Origin of the sequence: Knoellia sp. LjRoot47 (genome assembly GCF_964253435.1) — a bacterium.
Classification (GTDB): Bacteria; Actinomycetota; Actinomycetes; order Actinomycetales; family Dermatophilaceae; genus Knoellia.
Window position 1 is genome coordinate 543,849 of record NZ_CAXUQS020000001.1, and the last position, 13,102, is coordinate 556,950.

13 protein-coding genes are annotated in these 13,102 nt (G+C 69.8%); 2 read left to right on the forward strand and 11 right to left on the reverse strand.

All coding sequences use genetic code 11. The features are described 5' to 3' along the window. Nucleotides 1-17 precede the first annotated feature (17 nt). Nucleotides 18-806: a dioxygenase family protein gene (locus ACSQ11_RS02775; protein ID WP_436002821.1), complete on the forward strand. Its 789-nt coding sequence runs from the start codon at nucleotides 18-20 to the stop codon at nucleotides 804-806. Between the two features lie 76 nt (nucleotides 807-882). On the opposite strand, the gene ACSQ11_RS02780 is transcribed toward ACSQ11_RS02775, so the two are convergent. From ACSQ11_RS02780 to ACSQ11_RS02800, 5 genes are all read right to left on the reverse strand, one after another. After that, a complete protein-coding gene (locus ACSQ11_RS02780; RefSeq protein WP_436002823.1) occupies nucleotides 883-1,182 on the reverse strand; it encodes a hypothetical protein in 300 nt (99 codons plus the stop codon). 13 nt (nucleotides 1,183-1,195) lie between these two features. After that, the gene (locus ACSQ11_RS02785; protein WP_035949089.1) at nucleotides 1,196-2,959 is read right to left on the reverse strand and encodes a sodium:solute symporter family protein; all 1,764 of its coding nucleotides are present in this window, start codon (nucleotides 2,957-2,959) and stop codon (nucleotides 1,196-1,198) included. Nucleotides 2,960-3,074: 115 nt separating this feature from the next. After that, nucleotides 3,075-3,725: an alpha/beta hydrolase gene (locus ACSQ11_RS02790; protein WP_436002826.1), complete on the reverse strand. Its 651-nt coding sequence runs from the start codon at nucleotides 3,723-3,725 to the stop codon at nucleotides 3,075-3,077. Continuing rightward, nucleotides 3,722-4,231: a VOC family protein gene (locus ACSQ11_RS02795; protein ID WP_436002828.1), complete on the reverse strand. Its 510-nt coding sequence runs from the start codon at nucleotides 4,229-4,231 to the stop codon at nucleotides 3,722-3,724. Before ACSQ11_RS02795 ends, ACSQ11_RS02790 begins: the two co-directional genes overlap by 4 nt. A gap of 144 nt (nucleotides 4,232-4,375) precedes the next feature. Further along, complete coding sequence (locus ACSQ11_RS02800) at nucleotides 4,376-4,876, reverse strand: MarR family winged helix-turn-helix transcriptional regulator (RefSeq protein ID WP_436002830.1); 501 nt, start codon at nucleotides 4,874-4,876, stop codon at nucleotides 4,376-4,378. A 100-nt stretch (nucleotides 4,877-4,976) separates the two neighbouring features. Between ACSQ11_RS02800 and ACSQ11_RS02805 the strand changes: the two genes are divergently transcribed. Continuing rightward, nucleotides 4,977-5,552, forward strand: a complete 576-nt coding sequence (locus ACSQ11_RS02805) for an NADPH-dependent F420 reductase (RefSeq protein WP_436002832.1) — start codon at nucleotides 4,977-4,979, stop codon at nucleotides 5,550-5,552. A 153-nt stretch (nucleotides 5,553-5,705) separates the two neighbouring features. Here ACSQ11_RS02805 and ACSQ11_RS02810 read toward each other — a convergent pair whose 3' ends face one another. The 6 genes from ACSQ11_RS02810 to ACSQ11_RS02835 all read right to left on the reverse strand — a co-directional run bounded on the left by ACSQ11_RS02810 (nucleotide 5,706) and on the right by ACSQ11_RS02835 (nucleotide 12,811). Continuing rightward, nucleotides 5,706-7,703, reverse strand: coding sequence for an ABC transporter ATP-binding protein (locus ACSQ11_RS02810; RefSeq protein WP_436002834.1), 1,998 nt, complete (start codon nucleotides 7,701-7,703; stop codon nucleotides 5,706-5,708). Continuing rightward, complete coding sequence (locus ACSQ11_RS02815; RefSeq protein WP_436002836.1) at nucleotides 7,700-9,436, reverse strand: ABC transporter ATP-binding protein; 1,737 nt, start codon at nucleotides 9,434-9,436, stop codon at nucleotides 7,700-7,702. Before ACSQ11_RS02815 ends, ACSQ11_RS02810 begins: the two co-directional genes overlap by 4 nt. Then, entirely contained in the window at nucleotides 9,436-10,107 is a 672-nt protein-coding gene (locus ACSQ11_RS02820; RefSeq protein WP_436002837.1) for a TetR/AcrR family transcriptional regulator, read from the reverse strand. The genes ACSQ11_RS02815 and ACSQ11_RS02820 overlap by 1 nt, the downstream gene beginning before the upstream one ends. A 121-nt stretch (nucleotides 10,108-10,228) precedes the next feature. Further along, on the reverse strand, nucleotides 10,229-10,486 hold the full coding sequence (locus ACSQ11_RS02825) for a hypothetical protein (protein ID WP_436002839.1): 258 nt from the start codon (nucleotides 10,484-10,486) through the stop codon (nucleotides 10,229-10,231). Nucleotides 10,487-10,512: 26 nt separating this feature from the next. Continuing rightward, on the reverse strand, nucleotides 10,513-12,018 hold the full coding sequence (locus ACSQ11_RS02830) for a DUF7059 domain-containing protein (protein ID WP_436002841.1): 1,506 nt from the start codon (nucleotides 12,016-12,018) through the stop codon (nucleotides 10,513-10,515). A gap of 157 nt (nucleotides 12,019-12,175) precedes the next feature. Further along, nucleotides 12,176-12,811, reverse strand: a complete 636-nt coding sequence (locus tag ACSQ11_RS02835) for a hypothetical protein (RefSeq protein ID WP_436002843.1) — start codon at nucleotides 12,809-12,811, stop codon at nucleotides 12,176-12,178. Between the last annotated feature and the right edge of the window lie 291 nt (nucleotides 12,812-13,102).

Here is a 13,102-nt window from a genome sequence, read left to right on the forward strand (position 1 = left end):
CGGCCTAGAGTCGCGGTGTGGACACGACAACGCCCGTCATCTACCTCAGCCACGGTGCACCACCGCTCGCCGATGACGAGCGCTGGACCGGTGAGCTCTCGAGCTGGTCGACCGACCTGCCGAAGCCCACGAACATCCTCGTCGTGTCGGCGCACTGGGAGCAGGCCCCGATCTCGGTGAGCTCGACGACGGCGGGTACGCCACTGCTCTACGACTTCTGGGGCTTCCCGCAGAAGTACTACGAGGTCACCTACGACGCTCCCCCGGCCGCCGCGCTGGCGCAGTCGGTCGCCGGGCACCTCGGCGACGTCGGCGGCGGCCTCCACCAGGACCCGAGCCGCGGCCTCGACCACGGCGCCTACGTCCCCCTCGTGGAGATGTTCCCCGAGGCCGACGTGCCCGTGCTCCAGCTGTCGATGCCGACCCTGGACCCCAAGGAGCTCTTCGACATCGGGACCAGGCTCGCGCCGCTGCGTGACGAGGGCACCCTGATCATCGGCTCGGGCTTCACGACCCACAACCTGCGCTGGTTCAACCCGCGTGCCGGGGCCGACAGCGCCCCGCCGAGCGCCTCGGCCGAGTTCGACCACTGGGCCGCCGAGGCCGTCGACGCGGGCGACGTCGACGCGATCCTCGACTTCATGGACAAGGCGCCGGCCGCGCAGGAGGCCCACCCGCGCACCGAGCACTGGGCGCCACTGTTCGTCAGCCTCGGCGCCGCGCACGCGGGTGGCGGCATCGACGGCCAGAGCGTCATCGACGGGTTCTGGTTCGGACTGTCCAAGCGCTCCTGGCAGTTCGCCTGACGTCAGCCGCCCACAGACGCGAGATGCCCCGTATGCCGTGAGGACGGCATACGGGGCATCTCGCGTTCTCGGGTCGTCAGCTCCCGTGCTTGGGCTTGGGCTTCTTGCGCGGGGCGGGCCGGGTCGGGTCGTCGGTGACGGGCTCGATGTGGTCGGGGACCACGGTCGGGCGCAGGCGGGCCCAGGTCATGAACCCGGCCGAGACGACGAGCAGCACGAGGCCGGTCCAGAGGTTCGCGTTGACCCCACCGGTCTTCTCCAGCTCCTTGTCACCGAAGAGGCCCATGAGCGTGAGGATGATGCCGTAGAGCCCGAGCAGCATCCCGATGAAGTTGCGGATGTCGAAGGCTCCGGCGGTCTTCTTGGTGTCAGCCATGTCGAGAACCTCCTTAGAAGGCGACGTTGAGGATGAGGACGAGGACGGCGGCGATGCCGGCCAACGGGATCGTGCGCTGGAACCAGGGTCGACCCGCCTCCTCCGGGTCGACGAGGTCCTCCTTGGGCGTCTCGGAGTAGACGAGACCCTTGAGCTCGGACGCCGGCTTCGGCTCCGTGACGAGCGAGACCGCGACCGACACGAGGATGTCGACGACGAAGGCGGTGGACGCGGCGACGAAGCTCGCGCCCTGGCCCTCGAGCGGGATCACCCCGAGGCTGGCCGTACCAAACGCGTCCTTCGAGAGGAACGCGACGAGGACGGCGGACAGCGTTCCGGCGACCAGACCGGCCCAACCGGCGGTCGGGGTCATCCGCTTCCAGAACATCCCGAGGATGAAGGTCGCGAAGAGCGGGGCGTTGAAGAAGCCGAACAGCGTCTGGAGGTAGTCCATGATGTTCGAGAACCCGCCGGCAATCGACGCGGTGAAGATCGCGATGATCGTCGCCGCCACGGTGGCGAGGCGCCCGATCCGCAGGTAGTAGTCGTCGCTGCGGTCCTTGCGGATGTAGCGCTCCCACAGGTCGTAGCTGAAGACCGTGTTGAAGGCCGAGATGTTGGCCGCCATGCCCGCCATGAACGCCGCGAGGAGACCGGCGATGGCCAGTCCGAGCAGTCCGTTGGGGAGCACGTCGCGCATGAGGAGCAGGAGCGCGTCGTTGTACTTGACGTCACCGCTCGCTCCGCCGGTGGGCGCCCCGCCGTTCTTGAGGTCCATGATCTCCTTCACCAGCACGGCCGCGACCATGCCCGGGAGGATGACGATGAACGGCACGAACATCTTGGGGAAGGCGCCGATGATCGGTGTCTTGCGAGCCGCCGAGATCGAGTTCGAGGCCATGGCCCGTTGGACCTCGACGAAGTTCGTCGTCCAGTAGCCGAAGGAGAGCACGAACCCGAGGCCGAAGACGATGCCGATGACCGACAGGAACCCGGAGTCGAAGCCGGTGAGGGCCTGGCCGGGCCAGGACTCGAGCTGCTGGGCTGCGGGGGCCACCTCGGCCTTGGCGGGTGCGGCGTCGGCGAACGCGGTGATCTTGTCCTTGAGGCCTCCGTAGCCACCGACGCGGTGCAGGCCGATGAGCGTCAGCGGCAGCAGCGAGGCAACGATGACGAAGAACTGGAGGACCTCGTTGTAGATCGCCGCCGAGAGGCCACCGAGCGTGATGTAGGACAGGACGATCACCGCCGCGACGATGAGCGCCACCCACAGGGGCCAGCCGAGCAGGGCCTGCACGATCGACCCGAGGAGGAAGAGGTTGACGCCGGCGATGAGCAGCTGCGCGATGGCGAAGCTGATGGCGTTGACGAGGTGGGCCCCGGTGCCGAAGCGCCGGAACATGAACTCCGGGACCGACCGCACCTTCGAGCCGTAGTAGAAGGGCATCATGACGATGCCGAGGAAGAGCATCGCCGGGATGGCTCCCACCCAGAAGTAGTGGACCGTCGGCAGGCCGTACTGCGCGCCGTTGGCCGACATGCCCATGATCTCGACGGCGCCGAGGTTGGCCGAGATGAACGCCAGACCCGTCACCCACGCCGGCAGCGACCGGCCGGACAGGAAGAAGTCGATCGAGTCGGAGACGGCGCGTCGGGCGGCGAGCCCGATGCCCATGACGAACGCGAAGTACAGCGCGACGATGAGGTAGTCGACGACGTTGGCGTCGATGAGCGGTTCAGCAGCCGCCAGGGCTACCGGTGCGAGGGTCGATGGCATCAGCGGCATCCTCCGGGTCGACGTCGGCTCCGTGAGCCCGAACGCCGTTCAACCTACTCTCGCGCCGGTCGCCGTGCCGTGTGGAGGCGCGGCAGTCTTCGGCGGTCGGCACTGGTCAGCGGCTCAGGTCGAGGCGCTCCGTGATCCAGTCGCCGAGCTCGACGAGCAGCCCGAGGGTGATGCCGTGGCCGCCGGGGTCTCGGTGCGAGCGGGTCGTGGCACCGGAGCCGGCGGTGAGGTGCTCCCACGTGCGGTCCAGCAGCTCACGCGGGATGACGTGGTCCTGGTCGCCCTGCGCGACGAAGGTGTGCGCACCCACGAGGCCGCCCGGGGTCACCGGCAGCCCCGCGTCGAACGGGAGCGTGCCGTGGAGGACCCCGACGCCGGCACACCCCGTCGGCCGCTGCAGGAGGAGCGCACCCGCGAAGGCGGCGCCACCGCTGAAGCCGACGAGGACGACGGGGCGACCCACCGGGGCCACCTCGTCGAGCCACGCCGTGAACCACGCCGTCGTCTCGGCCAGCGACTCGGCGACGGGACGGCCGATGCCGCGGTTGGCGAACCACGCGTAGCCGCCACCCTCGGCGATCGGTGCCCGCACCGCGGCGTATGCCGGCCCCTCCGGCAGGTGCCCGGCGAGCGTCATGATCTGGCGCTCGTCCGAGCCCCGACCATGGAGGAGCACGACGAGGGGCGCGGCCGGGTCGGTCGTGCCGGCGACGGCAACGACCGGCGGAGCGAACTCGCTCCCGTCGGACTGGGTCACGCGGACGCCTCGGTCACGATGCGGCCGGCGGTGCGGACACCGCTCCACTCGCGGATCGCGCCGGGGAGGTCGAGCGGGAGGACCGGTGCGAGGTCGTCGAACTCGCCCCACTTGTCGGTGGGCAGCATCCACATGATCTCGAACTCGTTGCCGTCGGGGTCCATGCCGTAGACGCTCTTGGTCGCGCCGTGGTCGGACTCGCCGGTGTAGCCGCCGACCTGCTGGAGCAGGTCGCGGGCGGTCTGGAGGTCCTCGATCGCGTCGACCTGCCAGGCAAGGTGGTACAGGCCGAGACCGCGGGTCTTGGGAGCGGCGTTCTGGCCGACGCCGAAGAGGCCGAGGTCGTGGTGGTTCCCCGAGCGCGGCAGACGGAGGAAGGCCGCACCCATGCGGGGCTCGTGCGCCGCGATCTCCATGCCGAAGACGCGGGTGTAGAACGCGACCGAGCGGTCGAGGTCGGCGACGTAGAACACGGCGTGGTTGAGGCGGACGGGGTTAATGCTCATGGCAGCGCTCCTGATGATTAGTTGTTGTGACAACTATCCTAACGGAGAGGTGGGCACGCGTGTTCCACAGGGTGGGTTCAGGTGGGCGGGAGTCTGCCCGGAGGAGGGCGAGGGGGCGACGCGTAGGCCGGCGGCTGGAGTCGCTCAGGGGGCCGAGCGACGGTCCTGCGGCGCGTCGCCCATCGGGTCGACCCGGGTGAGGATCGCGCCGAGCGCCTCGGAGAGGGCCTGCACCTGCTGCTCGTCCAGCGGGTCGAAGACGTACTCCCGCACGCTCGCGAGGTGGCCCGGGGCGGCGGCCGCGAGGGCCTCGAAGCCGTCCTCGGTGAGCGCGGCGTTGATGGCCCGCTTGTCCTCGGGCGCGACCGAGCGCTCGACGAGCCCCCGGTCCTCCAGCCGCTTCACGACGTGCGAGAGCCTCGGGAGGGTGGCGTTGGTCTGGAGTCCGAGATGGGTCATGCGCAGGGTGCGGTCGGGGGCGTCGGAGAGCATCGCGAGCACCTGGTACTCGAAGTGGGTGAACCCGCTCTCGCGCCGCAGCTGCGTGTCGAGGATGCCGGGGAGCCGCTCGGTGACCGCGACGAGGCGCAGCCACGCCGTCATCTCCGCCTGGTCCAGCCACCGCGGCTCGCTCGAATCGGTCACGCGACGAACCCTATCCGCGGAACCAGGAATGGACGGGCATGCTCATTAGTTGTAGCTTGAAGTAAGCGCGAAAGTCCCCCACTCGAAAGGCAGTTTCGACATGACCAGCATCACTATCTTCGGCAGCGGCAACATGGGCACCGCCATCGCGGGCATCGCCGGCAACGGCGACAACGACGTCCAGGTCCTCGGCAAGGCCGACACGAACCAGGCCGTCACCGGTGACGTCGTCGTCCTCGCAGTCCCCTACGGCGAGGTCGCCCGCATCATCGAGGCTCGCCGCGACCAGCTCGCCGGCAAGGTCGTCATCGACATCACCAACCCGGTGGACTTCGAGACGTTCGACTCGCTCACCGTGCCCGCCGACTCCTCCGCCGCCGCGGTCATCGCCGAGGCCCTGCCCGAGGCCAAGGTCGTCAAGGCGTTCAACACGACCTTCGGTGGCACCCTCGTCGCCAAGGAGGTCGGCCCCCTCCCGACGACCGTCCTCATCGCGGGCGACGACGCCGATGCCAAGGCCCTCGTGACCGAGGTCGTCGAGGCCGGTGGCCTCACCGTCATCGACGCGGGCGCCCTCAAGCGGGCCCGTGAGCTCGAGGCCCTGGGCTTCCTCCAGATCACCCTCGCCGCCGCCGAGAAGGTCTCTTGGAACGGCGGCTTCGGCGTCATCCGCTGATCCCCACCCCAGGCCTCACACCCCACTGCGTCCGCAACCTTGGTCACCTTTGCGACCAGGGTTGCGGACGCTGTCGTATGCCGTCCACCTGCGTCCGCAACCTTGGTCACCTTTGCGACCAGGGTTGCGGACGCAAGCGGGTGAGGGGGTGCGCTACTCGACGGGCTCGGCGACCGCGGAACGGAACTGTGCGGCATACAGGTCCGCGAAGGCACCGCCCGCGGCGAGCAGGTCGGCGTGCGAACCCTGCTCGACGATGCGGCCGTCCTGCATGACGAGGATGAGGTCGGCGTCGCGGATCGTCGAGAGGCGGTGCGCGATGACGAAGCTCGTCCGGTCCTGGCGCAGCGCCGACATCGCACGCTGGACGAGCTGCTCGGTGCGCGTGTCCACCGACGACGTCGCCTCGTCGAGGATGAGCAGCGCCGGGTCCGAGAGGAACGCCCGGGCGATGGTGACGAGCTGCTTCTCACCGGCGCTGATGTTGCCGGCCTCGGCGTCGAGCACCGTGTCGTAGCCGTCGGGCAGCGAGTGCACGAACCGGTCGACGTAGGTCGCCTGGGCCGCCTCCATGACCTCGTCGTCGGTCGCGTCCGGCCGGCCGTAGGCGATGTTGTCGCGGATGGTCCCGCCGAACAGCCACGTGTCCTGGAGCACCATGCCGATCTCGCCACGCAGGTTGTGCCGCGACAGGTCGGTGATGTCGACGCCGTCGAGCGTGATCCGGCCCGAGTCGAGCTCGTAGAACCGCATGATGAGGTTGACGAGCGTCGTCTTGCCCGCTCCGGTGGGGCCGACGATGGCCACCATCTGACCGGGCTCGACGGTGAGGTCGAGCTCCTCGATCAGGGGCTTGTCGGGGCTGTAGGAGAACGACACCTTCTCGAACTCGACCCGACCGTGCGGGTCGTCGAGCACGGTCGGCGTGGCCGACTCCGCCTGCTGCTCGGGCGCGTCGAGCACCTCGAACACCCGCTCGGCAGAGGCGACTCCGGACTGCATGAGGTTGGCCATGGACGCGACCTGGGTGAGCGGCTGGGTGAACTGGCGCGAGTACTGGATGAACGCCTGGACGTCACCGAGGGTCATCGAGCCGCTCGCCACGCGCAGCCCGCCGACGACAGCGATGATGACGTAGTTGAGGTTCCCGATGAACATCATCGTCGGCATGATGATGCCGCTGACGAACTGCGCGCCGAAGCCCGCCGCGAAGAGGTCGTCGTTCTTGCTGCGGAAGGCCTCACGGGCCTCCTCCTGGCGGCCGAAGACCTTGACGAGCTGGTGACCGGTGAACGTCTCCTCGACGATGCCGTTGAGCTCGCCGGTCGACTTCCACTGCTGGACGAAGTGCTTCTGCGAGCGCTTGCCGATGACGGCCGTGACGAGCATCGTCACCGGGATCGTCACGAGGGCGATGAGCGCGAGCAGCGGTGAGATCCACAGCATCATCCCGACCATGGCGACGACGGTGAGCAGCGAGGTGAGCAGCTGGCTCAGCGTCTGCTGCAGGCTCTGCGAGACGTTGTCGATGTCGTTGGTGACGCGGCTCAGCAGCTCACCGCGCGGCTGGTTGTCGAAGTACGGCAGCGGCAGCCGGTTGAGCTTGTCCTCGACATCGCGCCGCAGGTTGAAGATCGTCCGGTTGACCGCCCCGGTGAGGATCCAGCCCATAGCCCACTGGAGCAGGCTCGCGACGACGTAAATGCCGAGCACGAGGAGCAGCACCCGACCGACGGCGCCGAAGTCGATGCCCACCCCGGGGACGAGGTACGGCATGCCCTCGACCATGTCGGCGAAGGTGTCCTGGCCCCGGGCCCGCAGGCCGGCGACGATCTGCGCGACCGTCCCCTCGGACGGCAGCTGCTTGCCGACGACCCCGGCGAAGATGAGGTCGGTGGCGCGCCCGAGGATCTTCGGGCCGATGGCGTTGAGGCCGACGCTCGCGAGCGCGAAGGCGAGGACGGCATACAGGGAGAGACGTTCGGGACGCAGGAGCCCGAGCAGCCGGCGGGCCGAGACGCGGAAGTTCGTCGACTTCTCGCCCGGCTGCCCGATCCGCATGTGTGGCGGGCCGCCTCGTTGGGTGGCGCCGGGACCGCGACGCTGCTCCGCGGCCTTCTCCTCCTCGGTGAGGATCCGGTCGCCGCTCATGCTGCCGCCTCCTCTGCGCTGCGCTGGCTCTCGACGATCTCGACATAGGTCGGGCAGCTCTCGAGCAGCTCGTCGTGCGTGCCCGAGCCGACGACCGCGCCGTCCTCGAGGACGATGATCTGGTCGGCGTCGATGATCGTCGACACCCGTTGTGCGACGACGACGACCGTCGTATGCCGGGTGACCGGCTTGAGTGCCGCCCGGAGCCTCGCGTCCGTGGAGAGGTCGAGGGCGGAGAAGCTGTCGTCGAAGAGGTAGACGTCGGGCTTGGCGACGAGGGCGCGCGCGATGGCCAGGCGCTGGCGCTGGCCGCCCGAGACGTTGGTGCCGCCCTGGGCGATGGCGCTATCGAGGCCCTCGGGCATGGCGCGCACGAAGTCCTCGGCCTGGGCGATGCGCAACGCCTCCCACAGCTCGGCGTCGGTCGCGTCGGCGTCGCCGTAGCGCAGGTTCGAGGCGACGGTGCCGGTGAACAGGTAGGGCTTCTGCGGGACGAGCCCGATGCGACCCCAGACGTCCTCGAGAGTGGCGTCGCGGACGTCGACCCCGCCGAGCAGGACCTCGCCGTCGGTGACGTCGTAGAGGCGCGGGATGAGCGAGAGCAGGGTCGACTTCCCGGAGCCGGTGCTGCCGATGATCGCGGTCGTGCGACCGGGTGCCGCCGTGAGCGAGATCCCCTGCAACACAGGCACATCGGCGCCGGGGTAGGCGAACTCGACGTTACGAAGCTCGACCGACGTCCCACCCTCCGGCAGGGTGACGGGCTGGATCGGCTGGACCACGGTCGAGGCCGTGTCGAGCACCTCGGTGATGCGTCCGGCCGAGACCGTGGCCCGCGGGATCATCATCGACATGAAGGTCGCCATCATCACCGACATGAGGATCTGCATGAGGTAGGCCATGAACGCCGTGAGGGCACCGATCTGCATGGCCCCGCTGTCCACGCGCTGCGCACCGAACCAGAGCACCGCGACGGTCGAGGCGTTGAAGATGACCATGACGATCGGGAAGACCAGCGCCATGAGGCGACCCACGGCCAGCGCCGTGTCGGTGTACTGCGTGTTGGCCTCCGCGAAGCGGGCGCGCTCGTGGTCCTCACGCACGAAGGCGCGCACGACCCGGATCCCGGTGATCTGCTCGCGCAGCACGCGGTTGACCCAGTCGACGGACTCCTGCATGAGCCGGAAGTTGGGGATCATCTTGCGGATGACGAGCGCGACGCAGAGCGCGAGCAGAGGCACAGCGACGGCCACGAGCCAGGACAGGCCGACGTCCTCGCGCAGGGCCATGACGATGCCGCCGACCATCATGATCGGGGCCGACACCATCATCGCCGCCCCCATGAAGACGACCGTCTGGACCTGGGTGACGTCGTTGGTGTTGCGCGAGATGAGCGTCGGCGCACCGAAGCGCGACACCTCCTGGGCGGAGAAGTCGCCGACCTTGGCGAAGACGCCGGCCCGCAGGTCCCGTCCGAGACCGGCAGCCGCCCGCGCGCCGAGGTAGGTCGCGCCGACGGTGGCGGCGATCTGGACGAGCGAGACGGCGAGCATCCAGCCACCCGCGGTGAGGATGTAGCCGGTGTCGCCCTTGGCGACGCCCTCGTCGATGATCCTGCCGTTGAGACTCGGCAGGTAGAGCGAGGCGATGGTGCCCGCCAGCTGGAGCAGGACGAGCACGACGAGCGAGCCGCGGTAGGGCCGCAGGTAGTCGCGCATGAGTCGGAGCAGCACTACGTGGTCTTCTTCCTCGAGAGGGTGGGAGGGGTGGTGGGGGTGCGGTCCTGGCTGCGGTCCGGGCCGTGGCCTGAGCCACGGTCGAGGGCGCCCTCGAGGAGCACGTCGACGAGTTCCTCGGGAGTGGACGCCTGCCCGCCGAGCATGGGGTGGACGCTCGAGAGGGTGAGCATCCGCAGGTAGCCGATGAACGTCGTGGCGCTGACCCGCAGCAGCCGCGCGTCGTCACCGATGAGCTCGACGAACGCCTCGTCGAGCTCGGCCGTCGCCTCCTCGCGGCGCCGGTGCGCGTCGCCGTCGTGCGTCGGCGGGCGCATCGGCTGGCCGGAGGCGTGGAGCACCGTCATGAGCGCGAAGACGCCCTGCAGGTGCTCCTGCATGATCGCGACCGCACGGGCCAGCCGGTCCCGCAGGCAGAGCGCCCGGTCGATCTCGGCGAGCTCGACGAGCAGTGTCGAGTTGTCGAACGCGTCGTGGACCGTCGCGTCGATGAGGTCGTCCTTGCTGTCGAAGACCCGGAAGATCGTCCCCTCGGCGATGCCGGCCGCCTTGGCGATCTCCTTGGTGCTGACGATGCGCCCCTTCTCACGCAGCAACGGCATCGTCACCGCGATGATCGAGGCGCGGCGGTCGTCCGGGCTCATGGCCGGGGCACGGGGAGGAGTCACGTCCTCAAGTATGAGTGAGTGAGCACTCACTCACAACTGGCTTTCTCCCGTGCTCAGCCGAGCCGCTCGGTCACCGTTCGGGGCCCCGCCACTCATTCGCGACGGGGTGTTCGGCGCGGCGTCAGACGCTCTCGTCGGCCCCGTCACCAGCCTGGTCGTCGGCGACGTTGACGTCCGTCCGCCCGCCGTCGAGGTCGTCGTTGACGTCCGGGGTGTCCGGCACGCTGTCGGCGCCACCGAGCGCGGTGTCCGGGTTGAGGCCCGCCGAACCGGCCTCCGACACGGTGCCCTCCTGCCCGTCACTGCGGCCCTGGCCCGGGGTCGTCGACTGCTCGTCGGACGTCGGCTCGTGCTCGCTGGGGATGTCGTGGTGCGTCATGCGTCCAACATAGGCGGGCGACGGCGTCACGGCCGGACGAGCAGCCCGTCCTTTGCGGCGTCACGGACGAACGCGAGCACCTCGCGCTCGGTCTCGGCCGGGTCGAGGTCGAGGATCCCCGCGATCGCGCCCACCGCCTGTCTCGGCGTGAGCTCGCCGTCCGCGACGGAGAGGTATGCCGCGGTGACCGTCGTGAGCTGGATGACCCGTCCCAGCCCACTCCCCTGCCGGGCGACGATGACCGACGGGTCCGACGCCCCGGGCAGGGTGTGACGCTCCTCGGTGACGTCGGGCGTGGCCCTCCACGCCTCGTCGAGCACGTCGTCGTCGGAGTGCTCGGCGAGCCAGACCCTCGCCTCCAGCCCGACGCGGACGGTCTCGCCCATCGCCGGCGGCACCGGCCCACGCTCGTCCATGAGGTCGACGAACGTCTCGCGCTCGGTGCTCGGACGGTGGAGGGTGATGACGCCGAAGCCGATCGACTCGACGTCGCGAGAGGCGAAGTCGTCGAGCCACGCGGCATACATCGCGTCGAAGTCGGCGGTCCCCGCGTGGTGACCACCGTCGCGCGACCAGGTCTCGGCGTACTCCGCCGGGTCCTGCACCTCACGCTGGACGACCCACGCGTCGACGCCGGCGCCGTCGAGCCACGACCCGACGCGCTCGGTCCAGGTCGAGCCCTGCGACACCTCCCAGTTGCCGAGGAACTGGGCGACTCCCCCCGGCTCGAGGTGCTCACCGACGGAGCGGACGAGTCCGGCGACCACGGCGTCCCCGGCCGCGCCACCGTCGCGGTACTCGAAGAGCGGGACCTCGCCCGAGCGAGGCGTGATGACGAACGGCGGGTTGCTCACGACGAGGTCGAACCGCTGTCCTGCAACGGGTTCGAGCATCGAACCGGAACGCACGTCCCACTCGCACTCGTTGAGGGCGGCGTTGAAGCGGGCAAAGGCCAGCGCGCGTTCGGACAGGTCGGTGACGACGATGTCGTCGACGTGCGGGCCGAGGTGCAGCGCCTGGACGCCGCAGCCGGTGCCGAGGTCGAGGGCCCTGTGGACCGGGCGCCGGATCGTCCACTGAGCCAACGTCGTCGACGCCCCACCGATGCCGAGGACATGGTCCTCGCGCACCGGCGAACCCGTCGCGACCTCGGCAAGGTCCGAGGCGACCCACCAGTGCCGCTCGTCCGAGGCGTAGGGCCGGACGTCGAAGCGCGCGACCACGCCGTCACCCTCCTCGGTGACGAGCCCGAGCTCGACGGCTCCGCGCAGGCGCAGCGTCGGCAGGGCCCGCTCCACGTCGGCGGCGTCGACGGGGTCACCGAGCGTGAACAGGCGGATGAGCGTGGCGGCCGGCGAGGTCGATGCCCCCGCGACGCGGCGGGCCGGCAGTGGCTGCTCGCGCCCGAGCGCGGCGCTCGCGAGCGGGCCCAGGACCTCGAGCACACCGGTGACGGTGAAGTCGGCGGCGGCGAGGTCGGCGCGCAGGCGTGCGACGAGCCCCTCGTCGACGTGCGGGACGGGTGCAGTCATGCCGTTCAGCCTAGGGCCGCACGTTCTCCGTCTTGGGCTCCCTCCCGCAGGCGCGGCCGGGCGCCGGCCCCTCGTCACCGGCGCAGACCGTGACCACCGGCGCTGCCATGTGAGCGCCGCTGGTCAACTTCTGCGCCGCTGGTCGCGAGTCGCACGGTCAGGCGACACCCGAGAACCAGGTGTTCTTCGCCTGCGGCCGGATTCCTTGGTCGGCGAGGATGCGCGCCATCCGGCTCGGCTGCACCGCATCGGCCCAGACCCACCGCGCCATGCGGTTGCCCCGGGCGCGGATCCGATCCTCGCGGCGCTTCTCGCGCCACAGCACCCGCTCGGCATCCCGCGGGTCCGCTCCCTCGGCAAGGCCATACTTCTTGCGTCCGTCGAACTCACCCATCACCTCCTCCCAGCCGAAGTCGCAGTAACCGACGAGGCCGTCGGAGTCCTCGACCCGCACCTGCAGCCGAGGTCGTGGCAGGTTGAGCCGGAACATCTGCACCCGGGACAGCGACTCACCCACCGACATCGACCGGGAGTCCACGAGGTCGATGGCCAGCTGGGCACGAGCCCGTCCGGGCACTCCCGGCTCCAGAAGGGTGAGCTCGTTCAGGAGCTCGCCCCAAGTGCACTGCTGGTGGTGCAGTGCATGGTCCGCGGCCGCAACCGCGTCGTGCAGGTCCTCGGTCCGAGCGAGGTCGATGAGCGTACGCGCGAGTGGCGTCACGGTCAGTCCCGCCACCACGGTCGTCACGGTGACCTCGAGGTCGTGGCGGCGGATGAGTCCGGATGAGCGCACCCTCCGACCCGGCCGAATCACCTCCACCAGCTGCGGCCATGGCGAGACCCGGGGCAGGCCCCAGACCGCAGCCGCCGACGAGTGCGAGAAGACCGACGGCCCGTTCGCCATGCGAAGCGCAGCAGCATGGACGAACGCCGCGTGACGGTGTTCAGGGGTGAGGGTCCGCCAAACCTGCGCCGGCGCCACGACGCCGTGCCGAACTCGCACCCACGCCCTGCGCCCATCCGGGCCGGTCTCACGGGTGTCGCGACCGGCCCTGCGGACGTCGGCCGCCAAGCGCAGGACCGT